Annotated in this window: 21 protein-coding genes; 11 read left to right on the top strand and 10 right to left on the bottom strand. The window is 67.5% G+C overall.

The annotated features are described in order from the left end of the window. Positions 1 to 53: 53 nt before the first annotated feature. Entirely contained in the window at positions 54 to 1,700 is a 1,647-nt protein-coding gene (gene mdcA / locus AO398_RS01590) for a malonate decarboxylase subunit alpha (protein ID WP_058190258.1), read from the bottom strand. A gap of 225 nt (positions 1,701 to 1,925) precedes the next feature. Here mdcA and madL point away from each other — a divergent pair, with 225 nt between their 5' ends. The 4 genes from madL to AO398_RS28020 all read left to right on the top strand — a co-directional run bounded on the left by madL (position 1,926) and on the right by AO398_RS28020 (position 4,901). Then, positions 1,926 to 2,363, top strand: coding sequence for a malonate transporter subunit MadL (gene madL, locus AO398_RS01585; RefSeq protein WP_058190257.1), 438 nt, complete (start codon positions 1,926 to 1,928; stop codon positions 2,361 to 2,363). A 23-nt stretch (positions 2,364 to 2,386) separates the two neighbouring features. Further along, a complete protein-coding gene (gene madM, locus AO398_RS01580) occupies positions 2,387 to 3,151 on the top strand; it encodes a malonate transporter subunit MadM (protein ID WP_058190577.1) in 765 nt (254 codons plus the stop codon). Positions 3,152 to 3,178: 27 nt separating this feature from the next. After that, positions 3,179 to 3,850, top strand: a complete 672-nt coding sequence (locus tag AO398_RS01575; RefSeq protein ID WP_058190256.1) for a GntR family transcriptional regulator — start codon at positions 3,179 to 3,181, stop codon at positions 3,848 to 3,850. Between the two features lie 481 nt (positions 3,851 to 4,331). Further along, complete coding sequence (locus AO398_RS28020; protein WP_152997369.1) at positions 4,332 to 4,901, top strand: hypothetical protein; 570 nt, start codon at positions 4,332 to 4,334, stop codon at positions 4,899 to 4,901. Positions 4,902 to 5,106: 205 nt separating this feature from the next. Here AO398_RS28020 and zapA read toward each other — a convergent pair whose 3' ends face one another. Both zapA and AO398_RS01565 read right to left on the bottom strand, forming a co-directional pair. Then, on the bottom strand, positions 5,107 to 5,502 hold the full coding sequence (gene zapA, locus AO398_RS01570) for a cell division protein ZapA (RefSeq protein ID WP_058190255.1): 396 nt from the start codon (positions 5,500 to 5,502) through the stop codon (positions 5,107 to 5,109). Positions 5,503 to 5,531: 29 nt separating this feature from the next. Continuing rightward, positions 5,532 to 5,822, bottom strand: a complete 291-nt coding sequence (locus AO398_RS01565; RefSeq protein WP_058190254.1) for a DUF4164 domain-containing protein — start codon at positions 5,820 to 5,822, stop codon at positions 5,532 to 5,534. A gap of 598 nt (positions 5,823 to 6,420) precedes the next feature. Here AO398_RS01565 and gap point away from each other — a divergent pair. From gap to AO398_RS01530, 7 genes are all read left to right on the top strand, one after another. Further along, positions 6,421 to 7,425: a type I glyceraldehyde-3-phosphate dehydrogenase gene (gene gap / locus AO398_RS01560; protein WP_058190253.1), complete on the top strand. Its 1,005-nt coding sequence runs from the start codon at positions 6,421 to 6,423 to the stop codon at positions 7,423 to 7,425. Positions 7,426 to 7,510: 85 nt separating this feature from the next. After that, complete coding sequence (locus tag AO398_RS01555) at positions 7,511 to 7,969, top strand: hypothetical protein (protein WP_058190252.1); 459 nt, start codon at positions 7,511 to 7,513, stop codon at positions 7,967 to 7,969. A gap of 22 nt (positions 7,970 to 7,991) precedes the next feature. Further along, on the top strand, positions 7,992 to 9,194 hold the full coding sequence (locus AO398_RS01550; RefSeq protein WP_058190251.1) for a phosphoglycerate kinase: 1,203 nt from the start codon (positions 7,992 to 7,994) through the stop codon (positions 9,192 to 9,194). Between the two features lie 84 nt (positions 9,195 to 9,278). Further along, positions 9,279 to 9,515: a hypothetical protein gene (locus AO398_RS01545; protein WP_058190250.1), complete on the top strand. Its 237-nt coding sequence runs from the start codon at positions 9,279 to 9,281 to the stop codon at positions 9,513 to 9,515. Between the two features lie 61 nt (positions 9,516 to 9,576). Further along, on the top strand, positions 9,577 to 10,647 hold the full coding sequence (gene fba, locus AO398_RS01540) for a class II fructose-bisphosphate aldolase (protein ID WP_058190249.1): 1,071 nt from the start codon (positions 9,577 to 9,579) through the stop codon (positions 10,645 to 10,647). Positions 10,648 to 10,667: 20 nt separating this feature from the next. Beyond that, positions 10,668 to 11,312, top strand: coding sequence for a thiamine phosphate synthase (locus AO398_RS01535; RefSeq protein WP_058190248.1), 645 nt, complete (start codon positions 10,668 to 10,670; stop codon positions 11,310 to 11,312). A 47-nt stretch (positions 11,313 to 11,359) separates the two neighbouring features. Then, positions 11,360 to 12,331, top strand: a complete 972-nt coding sequence (locus AO398_RS01530; RefSeq protein WP_058190576.1) for a tetratricopeptide repeat protein — start codon at positions 11,360 to 11,362, stop codon at positions 12,329 to 12,331. 534 nt (positions 12,332 to 12,865) lie between these two features. Here the strand turns inward: AO398_RS01530 and AO398_RS01525 are convergent. The 7 genes from AO398_RS01525 to AO398_RS01495 all read right to left on the bottom strand — a co-directional run bounded on the left by AO398_RS01525 (position 12,866) and on the right by AO398_RS01495 (position 18,559). After that, positions 12,866 to 13,306 carry a cupin domain-containing protein gene (locus AO398_RS01525; protein WP_058190247.1) on the bottom strand — a complete coding sequence of 147 codons (441 nt, stop codon included), beginning with the start codon at positions 13,304 to 13,306 and terminating at the stop codon, positions 12,866 to 12,868. Next, positions 13,303 to 13,713, bottom strand: a complete 411-nt coding sequence (locus tag AO398_RS01520; RefSeq protein ID WP_058190246.1) for a carboxymuconolactone decarboxylase family protein — start codon at positions 13,711 to 13,713, stop codon at positions 13,303 to 13,305. The genes AO398_RS01525 and AO398_RS01520 overlap by 4 nt, the downstream gene beginning before the upstream one ends. Positions 13,714 to 13,729: 16 nt before the next feature. Next, positions 13,730 to 14,155, bottom strand: a complete 426-nt coding sequence (locus AO398_RS01515) for a DUF779 domain-containing protein (protein ID WP_058190245.1) — start codon at positions 14,153 to 14,155, stop codon at positions 13,730 to 13,732. A gap of 344 nt (positions 14,156 to 14,499) precedes the next feature. Beyond that, positions 14,500 to 16,023 carry an aldehyde dehydrogenase gene (gene adh / locus AO398_RS01510; protein ID WP_058190243.1) on the bottom strand — a complete coding sequence of 508 codons (1,524 nt, stop codon included), beginning with the start codon at positions 16,021 to 16,023 and terminating at the stop codon, positions 14,500 to 14,502. Between the two features lie 357 nt (positions 16,024 to 16,380). Continuing rightward, the gene (locus AO398_RS01505) at positions 16,381 to 16,728 is read right to left on the bottom strand and encodes a DUF3325 domain-containing protein (RefSeq protein WP_058190242.1); all 348 of its coding nucleotides are present in this window, start codon (positions 16,726 to 16,728) and stop codon (positions 16,381 to 16,383) included. Further along, positions 16,725 to 18,251 (bottom strand): PepSY-associated TM helix domain-containing protein, encoded by a 1,527-nt coding sequence (locus AO398_RS01500; protein ID WP_082643080.1) that lies wholly within the window; start codon positions 18,249 to 18,251, stop codon positions 16,725 to 16,727. The genes AO398_RS01505 and AO398_RS01500 overlap by 4 nt, the downstream gene beginning before the upstream one ends. Beyond that, positions 18,248 to 18,559, bottom strand: a complete 312-nt coding sequence (locus AO398_RS01495; protein ID WP_058190239.1) for a hypothetical protein — start codon at positions 18,557 to 18,559, stop codon at positions 18,248 to 18,250. Before AO398_RS01495 ends, AO398_RS01500 begins: the two co-directional genes overlap by 4 nt. Positions 18,560 to 18,690 lie beyond the last annotated feature (131 nt).

Below are 18,690 nucleotides of genomic sequence, written 5' to 3'. Positions count from 1 at the left end.
CCCCCACCCCTGATCCCTCCCCGCAAGGGGGAGGGGAAATATCGTGATCGGCTCTACCAGTTGCGGAACTTCGCGGGCGGCTCGTAGAGGCCGCCCGACCAGTGAACCAGTTCCTTGATCGACTTGGCGGCGAGCAGCGCCCGGTCGGCGTCGAGGGGCTCGATGCCGAGATCCTCCGGCCGGCGGATCACCCCGCGGGCGCGCAGTTCCTCGACCTTGGCGCGGTCCCGGCCGCGGCCGACATCGGTGTAGCCGGCCACCCCGCGGATCGCCTGCTCGCGCTCGTCGGCGTCGCGGCAGAGCAGGAGGTTGGCGATGCCCTCCTCGGTGACGATGTGGGTCACATCGTCGGCGTAGATCATCACCGGCGCCAGTTCGAGACCGATCTTCTTCGCCAGCTCCAGGGCATCGAGCGTCTCTACGAAGGTCGGCACCAGCTTCTCCCCGAAGGTCTCGACCAGTTGCACCACCAGCTTGCGGCCGCGCATCAGCGCGGGGTCGCCGACGATCTGGCCCTCGCGGCCCGCCTTCATCCAGGCATCGGACGGGTGGCGGCGGCCATGCGGGTCCGAGCCCATGTTGGGCGCGCCGCCGAAGCCCGCCACCCGCGACTGCGTGATGGTCGAGGAATGGCCCATCAGGTCGATCTGGAGCGTCGCGCCGATGAACATGTCGCAGGCATAGAGACCGGCCGTCTGGCAGAAGGCCCGGTTCGAGCGCAGGGAGCCGTCCGCCCCGGTGAAGAAGATGTCGGGGCGCGCCCGGATGTAGCGGTCCATGCCGACTTCCGAGCCGAAGCAGTGAACCTGTTTGACCCAGCCGGATTCGATCGCCGGGATCAGGGTCGGGTGCGGGTTGAGCGCCCAATGGGTGCAGATCTGGCCCTTGAGCCCGAGCTTCTCGCCGTAGGTCGGCAGCAGCAGCTCGATCGCCGCCGTGCCGAAGCCGATCCCGTGGTTCAGCCGGCGGATGCCGTACTCGGCGTAGATCCCCTTGATCGCCATCATGGCGATCAGGATCTGGGTCTCGGTCATCGCCGCCGGATCGCGGGTGAACAAAGGCTCGACGTAGAACGGCGTGTCGGCCTCGACCACGAAGTCGATCCGGTCGCCCGGGATGTCGACCCGCGGGACCGTATCGACGATCTGGTTCACCTGGGCGATGACCACGCCGTTCTTGAAGGCGGTGGCCTCCACGACGGTGGGCGTGTCCTCGGTGTTCGGGCCGGTATAGAGGTTGCCGTCCCGGTCGGCCGAGACGCCGGCGATCAGCGCCACGTGGGGCGTCAGGTCCACGAAGTACCGGGCGAACAGCTCGAGATAGGTGTGCACCGCGCCGAGCTGGATCTGGCCGCCGTAGAGCATCTTGGCGATGCGGGCGCCCTGCGGGCCGGAATAGGAATAGTCGAGCCGCTTGGCGATGCCGGTCTCGAACACGTCGAGATGCTCCGGCAGCACGATGCCGGATTGGACCATATGCAGGTCGTGGATCTTGCCCGGGTCGCAGGCGGCGAGCCCCCGGGCGAGACAATCCGCCTGCTTCTGGTTGTCACCTTCGAGGCAGACCCGATCACCGGGGCGGAGCACCGCCTCCAGCAGGTCGATGACGGATCCGGCCGGGACGACCTTGCCGTCGGCATGGGCGCGACCCGCCTGGATGCGTGCATCGCGGGCCTGCCTCTCGGCGCGCCACTCTGTCATCCGGCTGTCTCCCTCGGTATGTGAGAGGCAGAATATGCCCGCCACCTTGCATTTTCAAAGCCGGTACTATCACAGTTTCGTATACGGGATTGTTGAACTGTCAATATCCTGCATACTGGCCGGCAATCAAGAGATAACCGATTCGGGAAGGAAACGCCCCATGCCGAGCGTGTCGAGACGGGCGCCCCGTCGCTCCGAGACCGGTCATGCCGGAGAACCGCGCCGATGATCGTCCTGGGCGTCGCCCTCCTGGCCGCGTGCACGCTGATCGGCGTGTATCTCGGCGATCTCCTCGGTGTCGCGCTGGGGGTGAAGGCCAATGTCGGCGGTGTCGGCATCGCCATGATCCTGCTGATCGTCGCCCGGCTCTGGCTCTCCCGCCGGGGCGGCCTGACCAAGGGTGTGCAGTTCGGCGTCGAGTTCTGGGCCGGCATGTACATCCCGATCGTGGTCGCCATGGCGGCCCAGCAGAACGTGGTCGCGGCGGTGAGCGGCGGGCCGATCGTGATCATCGCGGCCACCGGCTCGCTCGTCCTGTGCTTCGGCGCCGTCGCGCTCCTGAGCCGGATCGGCCGGCGCGACCCGGGCAGCCCGGAGGTCGAGCATGGCGGGTCGGTGATCGGCGGCGAGGCCGATCCGGTGCCGGCCGGAAAGCGGGGGTGAGCGCCATGGAACTCGGGCATCAGATCTGGCACGGCATCGAGCACGTCTTCATCGAGCAGAGCCTGGTGGCGGCCTTCGCGGTGGTCGGGGCGCTGATCCTCGTCTCCAACCTGGCGGCCAAACGCTTCACCAGGGGCCGCGTTCACGGCTCGGCCATCGCGATCGTTCTGGGGCTGGGGCTCGCCTATTGCGGCGGGCTCTACACCGGCGGGAAGAAGGGCATCGCCGACATTCCGGCCCTGGCCGGCATCGGCCTGATGGGCGGGGCGATGCTGCGCGACTTCGCCATCGTCGCCACCGCCTTCGAGGTCGACGTGACGGAGGCCCGCCGGGCCGGGCTGATCGGCGTGCTGGCGCTGGCGCTCGGCACGATCATCCCGTTCCTCGTCGGCACGCTCACCGCGGTGGCGTTCGGCTATCACGACGCAGTCTCGATCACGACCATCGGGGCCGGCGCGATCACCTACATCGTCGGGCCGGTGACCGGGGCGGCGATCGGGGCGGATTCCACCGTCATGGCGCTCTCCATCGCCACCGGGGTGACCAAGGCCGTGATGGTGATGGTCGGCACACCTCTGGTTGCAAAGCTGATCGGTCTCGACAACCCCCGCTCAGCCATGGCCTATGGCGGGCTGATGGGCACGGTGAGCGGGGTCGCGGGGGGGCTCGCGGCCACAGACCCGAAGCTGGTGCCCTACGGGGCGCTCACCGCGACCTTCCACACCGGGATCGGCTGCCTGGTCGGTCCCTCGATCTTCTACTTGACGGTGCGGGCGCTGGTCGGTTGAGCATCCGCGAGGGCGCGGGACCAATCGATGCACGGCGAATTCCAGAAGATCGACAGCGGCCTGCTCTCGGACCGGATCCGCAACGCGCTCACCGATGCGATCACCTCGGGCGAGCTCCCGGCCGGCACGGCCCTCGACGAGCAGAACCTCGCCCAGCGCTACGGCGCCTCGCGCACGCCGGTGCGGGAGGCGCTGCGCCAGCTCGCGGCCTCGGGGCTGGTGGAGGCCGGGCCCCGGCGGGGCGTGGTGGTGGCCCGGCTGACGCCCGAGCGCATCGCCGACATGTTCGAGACCACCGCGGAGATCGAGGCGATGTGCGCCCGGCTCGCGACCTACCGGATGACGCCGCTGGAGCGCGGCCGGCTGATGGACCTCCACGAGGATTCCGCCGCCGCCGTGGAGGCCGGGGATGTGGACGCCTACGACCGGCTCAACCGCGCCTTCCACGAGTCGCTCTACGCGGCGACCCATAACGGCTTCATGGCCGAGCAGGCCCTGGCGATTCGCGAGCGCCTGGCCGCCTTCCGCCGGACCCAGCTCCGCCACGCCGACCGGATCCGCCGCTCCCGGGACGAGCACGGCGAGATTCTTTCGGCGATTGCCGAAGGCGATGGGGAATTGGCCGCCCGGCGGATGCGCGCGCACATGCTGCGGGCCGCGGCGGCGTTGGGGCGGTATATCGCGGAGACGGTGGGTTGAGGGAGGATGGTGCGCTACGGCGTGCCGTCACGCCTCCCACCGAACGCCGCAGCCCTGCCAGCTGGAAGTGCGACCATCTCTTGATTGGTTCCCCAGGACTGAGCGCAGTGTGTGAACGTATGAATTGACGCAATATTCGACGTCAGCGGCGGCTCCATTTGCAGATGCTGCAAGGGACTGAATAGACCCACCACGTGGGGCGCGGCTTAAGCGTGAGACAAATATCAACTCGAAGTGATGAAGTTTCACTGGGATTTGCTCCATAAAATATTTGTCTTTGATTTAATATTATATAACAAGCCTTTATCTGCTTCGTGAGCAGTGCTAAATTTTTTAATCGCCGTTAAAATTCAACATTTATGCCCAACACTGTAAATTAATTACAGCAATCGAAAGAGTGTGCGGTCGATTAGATAGTTAAAAAAGCTTTTCCTTTTTAAGTTTTCGTCTTATATTGAAATCGTTGCGGAGGAGAGCCAGAATGTCCATCATTCACGTCAGTTTAGATGTGGCGGGCATGTATTATCAGAGGGAAGATATACACATGCCCTCAAACTGCAGTATCAAAGAAGTCATGATGGAAGCACGCAGGCTGGATCTCGCTGATCCAAATACAACGCGTCCTATCTTCGATTTTTGCGGCTCTCTAGGGGCAGGGCGCCGCGAATTCCTGAACGAAATCAAAATTATACACCGTACACCGGCAAAATCACGACAGATTGCAGAGCCACGCCGGGAATATGCGGCCGGAACTTACGTCGGCAAAGATAGCAGCGGAACATTATCTCCAGATAGCAAAAGATTTGTCTCCTACAATCCGGATGATAGATTTATTTTCTCATGGCAGTATTATGTCTATGACAGCAACTTCGTCGATAAAAATCGTCTACTGAAAGGCTCGCTCGAGAGGAAGGTCATACCGTATAGTCAAAAACCTTCCGAAAACGGTCAGACGCTCGCCGATGGCGATACAATCGTCTGGCGCCTCGTTACGATCTTCATTAGGCCTTTGCTGGATGACGCAAGTGGTCTTCAGGCCTCTGTTTCATGATTTTAGCTGCCGATCCATAATCTGTCATATGGATCGGCAAGCTCGACCCAAGATGAGACGTGGTTCTACAACTATCTCCGACGAAAATGGTGTCAGTTATTCTTTTGGTGTGCGTGGAACAATCCGAGTTTAAGAACTCTATCCCGTTGCCTGCCAAGTAAAAATCTCTACCAACCGAACGTGGTAAGATTTTACTCTTGCTCTCTCACACCACTTCCCGCGCCACCCCACCCTTCCCCGCGCCGCTCCCACCCAGCGAATCCGCCAGCTTCCCGATCCGCTCGGCCGCCCGCCCGATCCCATCGGCCGCCCGGGCGGCGTCCTCCGCGCGGCTGCGCTCGGCGGCCTCGGCGGTCTGGCGCAGCGCGGCCGTTTCGGCCTCGAGGGCGGCGTGGCGGGTGCGCAGCTCGGCCAGCTCGTCGGCGATGGTGAGGGCGGCCATCACCTGCAGGCGCATGTCGCCGATCTCGCCGAAACTCTGGCGCATCTCGCCGATGCGCGCCCCGAAACTCTCGGCCAACCCGGTGAGGTGGGCCTCCTCGCCGGCGCCGCAGGCCATGCGGTAGAGCTTTCCGTCGATAGTCACGTTGATCTGGGGCAACAGCAGCTCCGTGCGGCGGGGCGTTCGGGTCAGGCGCGGCCGAGCACGCCCTGCACCGTCTCGATCGCGCGGTCGAGCCTCTGGCCCACCACGCCGGTCGTGGCCTCGACATCGGCGAGATGGGCGCTCGCCGCGTCGAGGGCGGCGCGCAGGCCCGCCCGGTCCTCGTCCATCAGCGCCAGCTCGGCATCCCGGTCGTCGGGCGCAACGTCGGCCTCCAGGCGGCGGGCCACGACCGCGTCCAGGCGGGCCAGCGCGGCGTCGAGCCGGGCGAAGGCGTCGTCGATCGGGCGCGTCGTCTCTGTGCTGTCGTCGGCCATGGGGCTCCGCTCGCCGCACGCATCGTCCCGAACCGGGGGTCCGGCTTTCGGGCGACGTCGATGCTTCGGGGGTGCAAGTTTCGGCCGGATGCGCCCGGAATGCCAGTCCGAAATGTCGGCGCCCGCCCGCCAAAGCGGCGCCGCACTGGAGAGCGGGTCGGCGCAAGCGCGCGCGAAGGACAGGCTGACGGCCCGTGGCGCGTGCATTGTGATTGCCAAAGGCTGTAACCCGCGCGGCTCAGCAATCGCCGTCACCCGCGCCTGTTTATTGGATGTGGGATACGCCCGTGTTTGTCACAGGCGTGCGTTTGACAGGTGGAGGCGCCATGTTAGACAGCCGCGCGCTCTCGAAAGAGACCGCAAGAGACATACTGCCAGACATGCCGGATGGCCGGTCCGTGACAGTCCCGAGGCCCCAGCCGCCGCCGTCGGAGCCGACGCGTGAGGGTGGCGGAGCCCGGCCTCTCCCGGCCCGGTTCATCGCAGGTTCAAACCCGCCCGCCCAGAGCCGCCCGGCCCGGTCGGCTTGGAGGCGGGCCAGCCGAGACCGCCCCGCGGGTCCGGCGCGCGGTGAGCCGCATCAGGAAGGAGTGACGCCGTGACGAAGGTTGCCATCAACGGGTTCGGACGCATTGGCCGCAACGTGCTGCGCGCGATCGCGGAAGCCGGCCGGACCGACATCGAGGTCGTGGCGATCAACGATCTCGGCCCGGTGGAAACCAACGCCCACCTGCTCCGCTTCGACTCCGTGCACGGCCGCTTCCCCGGCGAGGTCGCGGTGGACGGCGAGTTCCTGGTGGTCAACGGCCGGCGCATCAAGGTCACGGCCGTGCGCAACCCGGCGGAGCTGCCGCACCGCGATCTCGGCGTCGACATCGCGCTGGAGTGCACCGGTATCTTCACCGCGAAGGACAAGGCCAAGGCCCATCTCGATGCCGGCGCCAAGCGCGTCCTGGTCTCGGCCCCGGCCGACGGCGCCGACCTGACCGTGGTCTACGGCGTCAACCACGACAAGCTCACGCGCGAGCACCTCGTCGTCTCGAACGCCTCCTGCACCACCAACTGCCTGGCGCCGGTCGCCCAGGTGCTGGACGCGGCGGTGGGCATCGAGCGCGGCTTCATGACCACGATCCACTCCTACACCAACGACCAGCCGTCGCTGGACCAGATGCACAAGGATCTCTACCGGGGCCGCGCCGCCGCGCTCTCGATGATCCCGACCTCGACCGGCGCCGCCAAGGCTGTGGGCCTGGTCCTGCCGGAGCTGAAGGGCAAGCTCGACGGCACGGCGATCCGCGTGCCGACCCCGAACGTCTCGGCGGTGGACCTGGTGTTCACGGCCAAGCGCGCGACCTCGGTCCAGGAGATCAACGACGCGATCAAGGCCGCCGCCGCCGGCCCGCTCAAGGGCGTGCTCGGCGTCACCGACCAGCCGAACGTGTCGATCGACTTCAACCACGACCCGCATTCCTCGACCTTCCATCTCGACCAGACCAAGGTGATGGACGGCGTGCTGGTGCGCATCCTGACCTGGTACGACAACGAGTGGGGCTTCTCGAACCGCATGGCCGATACGGCCGTGGCGATGGCCAAGCTCATCTGAAGCGCGCCGCCCGCCGACCGTCTCAGGGCCGGCGGGCGTCTTCCAGGACCGAACGGCCTCACCTCGAACCAGGAATTCTCCCGGGATGACCGACGCTTCGCAGGGCACGTCGAGCGGACAGGGCGCTGTCGTAACGCCCGCGCCGAAACCCGTTCCGCCACCGCCGACCGCGACTCCGGTCGCCACGACGCCGGCGCAGGGTCTGCCGGCCAGCCATCTCATCGATCAGCTCGCGCGCATCGAAGACAAGTGTTCGCGGATCGAGGACAAGTATGCCCGCTCCGAGGCGCTGCTGTCCCGGGTCGAGGACAAGGTCGAGAACGCCGCCAACCGGATGAACGAATCCGCCCGGCAATCCGACCTCGCCGCCCTGCGCACCGAAATGCGCGGTCTCGCCGATCGCACCCGGCGCCTGCCCGGCACCGGGGCGCTGGTGCTGACCGCGGTGATCACCGCGATCCTCACCGTCGTGCTGCTGGTCGCGGTGCAACGGCTGAATCTCGACCGCCTGATCCCGGCGCCGGCCACCACCACCGTTCAGTAATCACCGACCCGAACAGGACCGCATGAGCGCCTTCCGCACCCTCGACGACGCCGGTTCCCTGACGGGCAAGCGCGTGCTGATGCGCGTCGATCTCAACGTGCCGATGGAGAACGGTCGCGTCACCGACGCAACCCGGATCCAGCGCGTCGTCCCGACCATCCGGGAGGTCGCCGACACGGGCGCCAAGGTGATCCTGCTGGCCCATTTCGGCCGCCCCAAGGGCAAGCGCGAGCCGAAGGATACGTTGGCGCCGGTGGTACCGGCGCTGAGCCAGGCGCTCGGCCGCACCGTCGCCTTCGCCGCCGATTGCGTCGGCGACGAGGCGGCCAGGGCCATTGCGGCGCTAAAGGACGGCGACGTCCTGCTCCTGGAGAACACGCGCTACCACGCTGGCGAGGAGAAGAACGAGGCGGCCTTCGCCGACGCGCTCGCGGCCAACGGCGACATCTACGTCAACGAGGCGTTCTCGGCGGCCCACCGCGCCCACGCCTCCACCGAGGGCCTGGCCCACCGCCTCCCGGCCTTTGCGGGCCGCGAGATGCAGGCGGAGCTCGAAGCCCTGACCAAGGGCCTGGAGGCGCCGCAGCGCCCGGTCATCGCGCTCGTCGGCGGTGCCAAGGTGTCGTCGAAGATCGATCTGTTGGAGAACCTCGTCGCCAAGGTCGACATGCTGGTGATCGGCGGCGGCATGGCCAACACCTTCCTGCATGCGCAGGGCAAGGGCGTGGGCAAGTCCCTGTGCGAGAAGGATCTGGCCGAGACCGCCACCCGCATCCTGGCGGCAGCGGACAAAGCCGGCTGCCGGATCATCCTGCCGGTGGACGCCGTGGCGGCGACCGAATTCAAGGCCCAGGCCCCGCACGAGACCGTGCCGGTGGATTGCGTGCCCGAGGGCAGCATGATCCTCGATGCCGGCCCGCGCTCGGTCGCCGAGATCAACGCCGCCATCGACGACGCCAAGACCCTGGTCTGGAACGGCCCGCTCGGCGCCTTCGAGCTCGCGCCCTTCGATGCCGCGACCGTTGCGGCCGCCCAGCACGCAGCTGCGCGCACCAAGACCGGTCAGCTCGTCTCGGTCGCCGGCGGCGGCGACACCGTGGCCGCCCTCAACCATGCGGGCGTGGCCGCAGACTTCACCTACGTCTCCACCGCGGGCGGCGCCTTCCTCGAATGGCTCGAAGGCAAGGCCCTGCCGGGCGTCGAGGCGCTGCGGGCCAGGGGCTGACAACCGGGCGGCGGCATCGGGTTCTCGCCCGGCGTCGTCGCACACCTATCTAGAGCTTGGCCACCAGCGGCCAGGGACGAGTCGATGAGCGAGAATCTGGAAACGGTGACGATCGAGATCCTGAGGGACGTTCAGGCGAAGATCGTGCAATCGCGGACCGAGACCTTGGCGCGTATCGATCGTCTCGAAGCCACGATCCCGCAGGATCAGAGCAAGGCCTTCGCCCTGCTCGCGACGATGCGCGCCTCGGCCGGCGAATTCGATGCCTGCGTCAAGGACATCGAGAACCTGATCGCCGGCCTGGACGGCGAGGCACACTAGATTTCCGGCGCCGGCGGCGATCGGGCGGACCACCAGACGGCAAGCGGGAAGACAGACCACCATGGCACGGATTACCCTGAGGCAGCTCCTCGACCACGCGGCCGAGCACGAGTACGGCGTACCCGCGTTCAACCTGAACAACATGGAACAGGGTCTGGCGATCATGGCGGCGGCCGACGCCACCGACTCGCCGGTGATTCTGCAGGCGAGCCGTGGCGCCCGCGCCTACGCCAACGACGTGGTGCTGGCCAAGCTGATCGACGGCCTGGTCGAGATTTACCCGCACATCCCGGTCTGCATGCATCTCGACCACGGGAACAACGAAGCGACCTGCGCCACCGCGATCCAGTACGGCTTCACCTCGGTGATGATGGACGGCTCGCTGAAGGCCGACGGCAAGACCCCGGCGGATTACACTTACAACGTCGAGATCACCCGCAACGTCACCAAGATGGCCCATTGGGCCGGCGTCTCGGTGGAAGGCGAGCTCGGCGTGCTCGGTTCGCTGGAGAGCGGCCAGGGCGAGGCCGAGGACGGCCACGGGGCCGAGGGCACGCTGAGCCACGACCAGCTGCTCACCGACCCGGACGAGGCGGTGAAGTTCGTCGAGGCCACCAAGGTCGACGCGCTCGCGGTCGCCATGGGCACCAGCCACGGCGCCTACAAGTTCACCCGCCAGCCCGACGGCGACGTGCTTGCGATGAACGTGATCGAGGAGATCCACCGCCGCCTGCCGACGACCCATCTCGTCATGCACGGCTCGTCCTCGGTGCCGCAGGACCTGCAGGACATCATCAACCAGTATGGCGGCCAGATGAAGCCGACCTGGGGCGTGCCGGTCGAGGAGATCCAGCGCGGCATCAAGCACGGCGTGCGCAAGATCAACATCGACACCGACAACCGCATGGCGATGACCGGTCAGATCCGGAAGGTGCTCACCGAGAACCCGTCCGAGTTCGATCCGCGCAAGTATCTGAAGCCCGCGATGGAGGCGATGACCAAGCTGTGCAAGCAGCGTTTCGAGGAGTTCGGCACCGCCGGCAAGGGCTCGAAGATCCGGCCGATCTCCGTCTCCGAGATGGCCAAGCGCTACGCCAGCGGCTCGCTGGATCCGAAGATCGGCCCGCAGTAACGCGCCGACCGACCCGTCCGATGAGCAGTCAGCAACGCCTCGCCCTTCTCGGGCCCCACAACCTGGATGCCGATGGCATGGACGCCTTCGCGGCCGCGCTCAGCGCGGCCTGCAAGGCGGGCGATGTGGCGGCGGTGATCCTGCGCATCGCCGCCACCGACGAGCGCGGGCTCACCGCCCGGGTCAAGCAGATCGCACCGATCACACAGGAGACCGGGGCGGCCCTGGTGGTGGCCTGCCCGGGCTTCACCGGCGATCTTGTTTCGGTGGCGACCCGGGGCGGGGCCGACGGCGTGCATGTCGACAAGCCGCGCGACCTGAAGGATCTGCGCGACCGACTTCGGGATGGCCGCATCCTCGGGGCGGGCGGGCTGGAGACCAAGCACGGCGCCATGGAGGCGGGTGAGGCCGGCATCGACTACCTCATGGTCGGCGGTGTCTATCCGGACGGCGTCGCCCCCGAGGCCGAGACGGTGCTGGCCCGCGCCGAATGGTGGGTCGAGATCTTCGAGACGCCGTGCGTCGCGGTCGCGGCGGCGGCGGACGAGATCGGTCCGCTGGCGGCCACCGGCGCCGAGTTTGTCGGCCTGGAGAGTGGCTTGTGGCTGGCCGAGCCCGACGCCGTCGCCCGGGCGCAGGCCGTACTGGCGGGGCAGGCGGCGTGAGCCTCCGCGCCCTGCGTTTCGCGGTTTTCCTGGTTGCGGCGCTGCCGATGCCGGCGCTGGCCGGGTCCGGGCCGCTCGACCCGGGGAAGACCGCGGCACCGTCCGACAAGAGGACGATGCCGGAGCTGCCCAGCCCCTATACGCCGAACTATTCCCGGGGGGCCGTCCCGCCCGCCAGCGGCCAGCCGGCGGATCTCGCCTACGGCGCCTACCAGCGCGGCCAGTACGTCACCGCCTTCCGGGAAGCGACGAAGCGCATCGAGGCAAACCCGAAGGACGCGCCGGCGATGACGCTGCTGGGCGAGCTCTACAACCAGGGGCTCGGCGTCAAGCAGAACCCCGTGAAGGCGGCGGAATGGTATCGGCTCGCGGCCGCCCAGAACGACGCCGCCGCGATGTCGTCGCTCGGCCTGATGGCGCTGGACGGCCGCGGCATGCCGAAGGACCCGAAGGCCGGCCGGCGCTGGCTGGAACAGGCCACCGCCAACGGCTCGGCCACGGCAGCCTACAATCTCGGCCTGATCCTGATCGGCACCGGCGCCACCGCCGACGAGACCGCGGCCGCGGCGCAGTTCCGCAAGGCCGCGGATGCCGAGATCGGCCCCGCCCAGCACGATCTGGGCGTGCTCTATCTCCAGGGCCGCGGCGTCCCCAAGGACGCCAGCCAGGCGGCCCAGTGGTTCCGGCGCGGGGCCGATAACGGCGATCTCGCCAGCGAGGTCGAGTACGCGATCCTGCTGTTTAACGGCAACGGCGTGACCAAGGACGAGCGGTCGGCCGCCCGCTATTTCCTGCACGCCGCCTCCCGTGGCAACGCCATCGCGCAGAACCGGGTCGCCCGGCTCTATGCGGTCGGCCGGGGCGTTGCGAAAAACCCGATCGAGGCCGCGGCCTGGAACCTCGCCGCCGCCGCGCAGGGCCTGTCCGACGCCTGGCTCGACCAGACGCTGTCGGGGCTCTCCGCCGACGAGCGCACCCGCGCCGAACGGCTGGCCAACGAGCGCAGCGAGCAGCGGTAGAGCGGTGCCGAGGCCAATAGCTCGATCAAAGTGCTCGGCCGGGTTCTCCCACCCCCGCTTTCATTCTGGGAGGCCGTTAATCTATCGGATCGGTTCCCCTACGGCCGACGATGAAGCGGAGGCAGGCGCGTCCACCGACAGGCCAGAGCGCTCGGACAGGGCGTGGGTTCCCTCATCCGCGTGGGCTACGACGTTCTCACACATCGCTGCCGGATAAGGGCAAAAGGCTGACCCCAAGCGCGTCTCCCTCCCCCCTCTGCGGGGGAGGGTGGGCCGGCCGTCAAGCCGGGTCGGGAGAGGGGAACCCGGCTTCAGGACAGGGCGCGACCGGCATGACGGGCGCAGCTCAACCCTGCACCGTCGCTCCCCTCTCCCGACCCCCTTCGGGGGCCACCCTCCCCCGCAGGGGGGGGGAGGGAGAGCCGCGGTGCTTCCCGTGTCTTCTACCGACCTCGATGGGTGGATCCGCAAGCCCGTACGAAAGACGCGGCCTGTCGCACTCCGTCATCGACGGCGGCCTCAAACCTGCGACGCCTAACCCTCCGCCTTCGACCAATCGACCCCGGCTTCGAGCTCCGGCAGCAGCACCACGCTCTCCTGCTCGTTCGGGTCGGTCCGGGCGATCACCGCGGTGACCGGCTCGGTCTGGCTGCGGTTGTAGGGCAGGTGCGGCACGTCGGCGGCGATGTAGACGAACTCGCCGGCCCCGGCGATCACGTGATGCTCCAGCCGCTCACCCCAGAAGCAGCCCGAGATCCCGGACAGCACGTGGATCGCGGTCTCGTGCGACTCGTGCTTGTGGGCGTGCGCGCGCTCGCCCGGCGGGATCTCCAGAAGCTGCATGTGGAGCGCCTTGGCGCCCACGGCCTCGGCCGAGATGGCTGGGCGATAGATATGCCCCTGCTTGCCGCGGAACGGCGCGCTTTCGCGCAGGACCACCAGGCCCGGCCGTGAGGTCTCGGATCTGGTGCTCATAACTCCCCCACCTTGAATGCGGCATCCACGGGGATCTGCATGCCGTTGACCAGGGCGTTGGTCTGGTTCGCCATGCCAACCACCGCCAGGAACTCGCCGTGCTGCTCCGGGGTCAAACCCTTCGCGCCCGCCGCCGCGGTATGGGAATGGATGCAGTAGGTGCAGCCATTGGCGATCGAGACCGCGATGTAGACCAGCTCCTTGGTGAGCGGATCGAGGCTGCCCGGCCCCATCACGACCTTGAGGCTGGCCCAGGTCCGCTCCAGAAGCCCCGGATCGTTGGCGAGGCCGCGCCAGAAGTTGTTGATGAAGTCCGAGCCCCGGGTCGCGCGGATTTCGGCGAACACCGCCTGGACCCGCGGGTCGGCCTCCGCCTCGGCATCGCTCCACAGCTTCACAGTCGCCATCGTTCCCCTCCCCGCCCTAGAGCTTGCAGGCACCCTCGAGCGCCCGGTTCTCGGCCTCGGTGAACAGGCGCGAGCGGATATGGAAGCGCTTTTCCCGCCCGTTTTCCAAAGAGAACATGCCGCCGCGTCCCGGCACCACGTCGAGCAGGATGTGAGTGTGCTTCCAGACGGCGAATTGCGAGCGGGAGATGAAGAAATCCGCGCCGCCGACCTGCCCGAGATGGACGTCGCCGTCGCTGATGATGAAGTCGCCGACCGGGTAGCACATGGGCGAGGACCCGTCGCAGCAGCCGCCGGATTGGTGGAACATCACCGGGCCGTAGTCGGACCGCAGCTCATCGATCAGTGCGAGAGCCGCAGGCGTCGCGGTGACCCGCAGCGGCGTACCGTCGGCGCCGACCTGCTCGGCGGTGGTAGCCTCCGGCGTCGAGATCGCACTCATGCTGCCCTCCCATTCTGGTTGTTGGATATGCGTGCCGGGATCCGGATTTCTACGGCGCGCCGGATCGGCCCCGCTGCCGAATCGGACCTTCCTACCCTCCCCTCATCCTGAGGTGCGAGCGCAGCGAGCCTCGAAGGAGCCCTTCAGAAGGCTTTGCGATCCCTGGAGGCCTCCTTCGAGGCCCCGCGATCGTCGATCGCCGGGCACCTCAGGATGAGGGGGCGGGTTGGATAAATTGCGCGGTCAAGATGGCGTCGCGAAAGCTATCGCCCCCGCCCCAAAACAAAAAGCCCCGGCCGTGAGGCCGGGGTGAAGTCGGCTCGGGGGATGACCCGGACCAGAACTCAGAAGAAGCCAAGTTTTTTGGCCGAGTAGCTGACCAGCATGTTCTTGGTCTGCTGGTAGTGATCGAGCATCATTTTGTGGGTCTCACGGCCGATGCCGGACTGCTTGTAGCCGCCGAAGGCCGCGTGGGCCGGATAGGCGTGGTAGCAGTTCGTCCAGACCCGGCCGGCCTGGATCGCCCGGCCGAAGCGGTAGGCGCGGGTGCCGTCGCGGGTCCAGATGCCGGCGCCGAGGCCGTAGAGCGTGTCGTTGGCGATCGCCAGCGCGTCGGCATCGTCCTTGAAGGTCGTGACCGACAGGACCGGTCCGAAAATCTCTTCCTGGAAGATCCGCATCTTGTTGTGGCCGCGGAACACCGTCGGCTGCACGTAGAAGCCCTCGGCGAGCTCGCCGTCCTTGACGTTGCGCTCGCCGCCGGTGAGCAGCTGCGCGCCTTCCTGGCGGCCGATATCGATGTAGCTGAGAATCTTCTCCATCTGCTCGCCCGAGGCCTGGGCACCGATCATCGTGGCCGGATCGAGGGGCGAGCCCTGGGTGATCGCCTCGACCCGCTTGATCGCCCGCTCCATGAAGCGGTCGTAGATCGACTCGTGCACGAGCGCGCGGCTCGGGCAGGTGCAGACCTCGCCCTGGTTGAGGGCGAACATCGTGAAGCCTTCGAGGGCCTTGTCGAAGAAGTCGTCGTCCTCGTTGGCCACGTCCCCGAAGAAGATGTTCGGCGACTTGCCGCCCAGCTCGAGGGTCACCGGGATCAAGTTCTGCGAGGCGTATTGCATGATCAGGCGGCCGGTGGTCGTCTCACCGGTGAACGCGATCTTGGCGATGCGCGGCGAGGAAGCCAGCGGCTTGCCGGCCTCGAGGCCGAACCCGTTGACGATGTTGATCACGCCCGGAGGCAGCAGGTCGGCCAGCAGCTCCATCACCACCAAGATCGAGGCCGGGGTCTGCTCGGCGGGCTTCAGCACCACGCAATTGCCGGCGGCGATCGCCGGGGCGAGCTTCCAAACCGCCATCAGGATCGGGAAGTTCCACGGAATGATCTGGCCCACGACGCCCAGCGGCTCGTGGAAATGGTAGGCCACGGTGTCGTGGTCGATCTCGGAGATCGAGCCTTCCTGCGCGCGGACGCAACCGGCGAAGTAGCGGAAATGGTCGATCGCCAGGGGGATGTCGGCGTTGGTGGTCTCGCGGATCGGCTTGCCGTTGTCCCAGGTCTCGGCAAGGGCGATCAGATCGAGGTTCTCCTCCATCCGGTCGGCCATCCTGTTGAGGATGCGGGCGCGCTCGGCCGGGGCGGTGCGGCCCCAGGATTCCTTGGCCGCATGGGCGGCGTCCAGCGCCTTGTCGACGTCGGACGCGTCGGAGCGGGCGACCTCGCAAATCACCTTGCCGGTGATCGGCGAGGTGTTCTCGAAATAGCGGCCGGCGCTCGGCGCGACCCACTGGCCGCCGATGAAGTTGTCGTAGCGGGCCGAGAAGGGCGACTTGGTCCGGGCGTCGCCCAGGAATTCCGGCTTGTTCATGGCTCTGTTCCCTCCATAAGCCCCGGCCTCGCGAACCGCGGCTCTTGGGCTGAAGCTGGTACGCGGACCGCCGCTTGTTTCGGCTTGGCCCGGTTCGGCTCGGGTGGCAGCCAATGACTTTTGGCCTGCCGAATCAAGCTGGACTTTTGGCCAGTGCGCGAGTGCGGTGATCCTACGCCTTCCCGATCAGGATCGCGAGAGGACAATTTTTGAATGGTTCGGAACTGCCCGATGTCGTTACAAAGACCGTCCGAATGTCCGGTGCCACCGACGATTGCTCGGCCAACACTTCGACAGCCGTCTTAAGACGGCTTGCTGACCTTGAGCGTGAGCGTGGCCGGTGTGACCGACGCGGTGTCAGGATCCCAGGGCGAATGGCAGGGCGAGCATTGCCAGCGGCAGCGCCGCGACCGCCGCGGCCCGCAGCCATGCCGGCCGATAGGACATCACCGCCACCACCAGCAGCGCCGCTCCGGTGAGCCCGCCGATCCACTGGACCGGTCCGAAATTCCAGCCGCTGCAGGCGACGGAGGCGGCGAAAGCCACCGCGAGCCCGCACCAGCCGGCCACCCGCAGGCCTCGGGTCCGGTTCCGGGGGGCAGGCACGCGGAACACGGCCCGGTGATGCCGATCGAGGCTCAGCGCAAGCGCGGCGAAACTGGAGAAGCTGAGGCAGATGCTCAGCACCACGGCAGGTACCGTCACGCTTCGACCGCCCGCGACCGGTTCGGTTGGGCCGCTCGCATCTGACGGCGCGGCCGGGACGCGAGGCGGGCACCGAGGGCGAGGAGCATGGCCACAGCCAGCATCGCCGCATCGAACCCGAGGAACCGCGTCTCGTTGATGGTGAGCGCGTCGACGAGGGGGATGGCCAGGAAGGCAAGGGCCGCCACTCCGAGCGCGGCGGGCCAGGCCCTGGCCTTCGGGTAGAGCAGCGCCGCCAGGGCGGCGAGCATCCAGCCGGCAAAGAAGCCACGCACCTCCCAATCCGCCCGGCCGACCAGGTCGAGGGGGAGCAGGCGGTTGGCCAGGAAGTAGGCTGCGAGGCCCGTGGGCAATCCGGCGATGGTTCCGAGATTCAGGATGCGCACAAGACGCAGCCCGAAGCCTGCCGGATCTGCGCCCTTCGGCGCCCGGGCGACGGTCCACAGGACAAGGCCAGAGGCAATGGTCGCGGCGCCCATGACGCCGCAGATGAAGAACAACACCCGCAGAGGCGCGGCCGCAAAGTGCGCCTCGTGCAGGCCGATCATCACGGCACCGGTACGGGTCGCGGCGGCGACGTCGCCCGTTCGCGACAGTTCGGCGCCGGTATCGCCCGCATAGACGATCTGCGGATGAAGATGCGCAAGTCCGGGCGGCTCCTCGAAGAACGCGGTGACGCTCGCGGCCGCGTCGCCCGGCCCGGTCACCATCACGACCTCGGGCACCTCCCCATGCGCCGCGGTCGCCCGGGCGACGATCTCGCCCAGCGGCATGAGGGTGCCGGGCTGGCCCGCGGGCTTGCGCCCCGCCGCCATGATCCCGGTTTCCGCGTAATAGGCCAGGATATCGTCCTGGTAGGCGGCCTTCACCCCCCAGGGCATCAGCAGCGGCCCCAGCTCGACGAGGCCGGTATAGACGATCGTCAGGTGGAACGGCAGCGCCAGCACCCCGACGACATTGTGGGCATCGAGCCAGCCGCGCTGGGCGGATCTGTCCCGCCGGAAGGTGAAGAAATCGGCGAAGATCCGCCGGTGGGTGACGATCCCGCTGATTAGCGAGACCAGCAGGATCATCGCGCAGATCCCGACGATCCAGCGGCCCCAGACCGGCGGCAGGCTCAGCTCGAAATGGAAGCGGTAGAGGAAATCGCCGCCCTTGGTGTCGCGCGCCTGAGACGGCTCGCCGGTGGCGGGATCGAGGAGCGCGTGGTGATACGGTCCGGCCGGGTTGTTCCACCAGTAGACCTCCGCCGTCGGATGCTCGGCGGTGGGAAGCTTGACGGACCAAGCCAGGGCATCGGGCATCGTCCGCCCGAGAAACGCGGCGGCGCGGGTGGCCGCGGTGGCCGGATCGGCCGTGGGCGCGCTCAGCTCCGGCCGCATCCAGTGCGAGATCTCGGTGCGGTAATAGCTTGCGGTGCCGGTGACGAAGATCGCGAACAGCACCCAGCCGACCACGAGCCCGGACCAGGTGTGCAGCCACGCCATCGACTGCCGGAAGCTTTTTCGCGGGGCATGGCTCATGGGACGACCGTCGGCGAGAACGCCCCGGCGAGCCACAATCCGGCCGCCAGCAGCGCCGCGATGACACCGAGGACCAGAGCCGCACGACGCAGGGTCCGGGCGGAGAAAACCCAGACCACCGCCCCGGCCATGATCGCGAAGCTCGCGAGCGTCCCGGTCGAGACCGCCTCCGAGCGCGGCAACGGCAGGGCGAGCGCGAACAGAGCCGTCGACAGAGCCGCGACGCCGTAACCCCCGAACGCCGCTAGCACGACGCGTCCGGCCACGGAGAGACGGTCGGTCAATCCCGGCATAGGGCGAGCGCTCATCGCGCGGTCTCCCGGTTTCGTAATCCCATGAGGCGGCCTAGCAGCGGCCGACGGGGACTCGCAACGGCTATGTTTGGGAACGATTCCAGTGTGCAGAGAGCTGTTTAGGCGATGGATTCGCAGGGCGACAT

The organism is Methylobacterium sp. GXS13 (assembly GCF_001455965.1).
GTDB lineage: Bacteria > Pseudomonadota > Alphaproteobacteria > Rhizobiales > Beijerinckiaceae > Methylobacterium.
This window is presented reverse-complemented; position numbering and strand designations above follow the sequence as displayed.

What these genes read in the sequence shown, in the direction of transcription:
- madL (WP_058190257.1), top strand. Translation starts at nt 1,926, where the DNA reads ATGATCGTCCTGGGCGTCGCCCTCCTGGCCGCGTGCACGCTGATCGGC.
- mdcA (WP_058190258.1), bottom strand. Translation starts at nt 1,700, where the DNA reads ATGACAGAGTGGCGCGCCGAGAGGCAGGCCCGCGATGCACGCATCCAG.
- AO398_RS01520 (WP_058190246.1), bottom strand. Translation starts at nt 13,713, where the DNA reads ATGGCGACTGTGAAGCTGTGGAGCGATGCCGAGGCGGAGGCCGACCCG.
- AO398_RS01515 (WP_058190245.1), bottom strand. Translation starts at nt 14,155, where the DNA reads ATGAGTGCGATCTCGACGCCGGAGGCTACCACCGCCGAGCAGGTCGGC.
- AO398_RS01545 (WP_058190250.1), top strand. Translation starts at nt 9,279, where the DNA reads ATGAGCGAGAATCTGGAAACGGTGACGATCGAGATCCTGAGGGACGTT.
- AO398_RS01575 (WP_058190256.1), top strand. Translation starts at nt 3,179, where the DNA reads ATGCACGGCGAATTCCAGAAGATCGACAGCGGCCTGCTCTCGGACCGG.
- AO398_RS01530 (WP_058190576.1), top strand. Translation starts at nt 11,360, where the DNA reads ATGCCGGCGCTGGCCGGGTCCGGGCCGCTCGACCCGGGGAAGACCGCG.
- AO398_RS01555 (WP_058190252.1), top strand. Translation starts at nt 7,511, where the DNA reads ATGACCGACGCTTCGCAGGGCACGTCGAGCGGACAGGGCGCTGTCGTA.
- AO398_RS01565 (WP_058190254.1), bottom strand. Translation starts at nt 5,822, where the DNA reads ATGGCCGACGACAGCACAGAGACGACGCGCCCGATCGACGACGCCTTC.
- adh (WP_058190243.1), bottom strand. Translation starts at nt 16,023, where the DNA reads ATGAACAAGCCGGAATTCCTGGGCGACGCCCGGACCAAGTCGCCCTTC.
- AO398_RS01500 (WP_082643080.1), bottom strand. Translation starts at nt 18,251, where the DNA reads ATGAGCCATGCCCCGCGAAAAAGCTTCCGGCAGTCGATGGCGTGGCTG.
- AO398_RS01535 (WP_058190248.1), top strand. Translation starts at nt 10,668, where the DNA reads ATGAGCAGTCAGCAACGCCTCGCCCTTCTCGGGCCCCACAACCTGGAT.
- fba (WP_058190249.1), top strand. Translation starts at nt 9,577, where the DNA reads ATGGCACGGATTACCCTGAGGCAGCTCCTCGACCACGCGGCCGAGCAC.
- AO398_RS01550 (WP_058190251.1), top strand. Translation starts at nt 7,992, where the DNA reads ATGAGCGCCTTCCGCACCCTCGACGACGCCGGTTCCCTGACGGGCAAG.
- AO398_RS28020 (WP_152997369.1), top strand. Translation starts at nt 4,332, where the DNA reads ATGTCCATCATTCACGTCAGTTTAGATGTGGCGGGCATGTATTATCAG.
- AO398_RS01495 (WP_058190239.1), bottom strand. Translation starts at nt 18,559, where the DNA reads ATGAGCGCTCGCCCTATGCCGGGATTGACCGACCGTCTCTCCGTGGCC.
- AO398_RS01525 (WP_058190247.1), bottom strand. Translation starts at nt 13,306, where the DNA reads ATGAGCACCAGATCCGAGACCTCACGGCCGGGCCTGGTGGTCCTGCGC.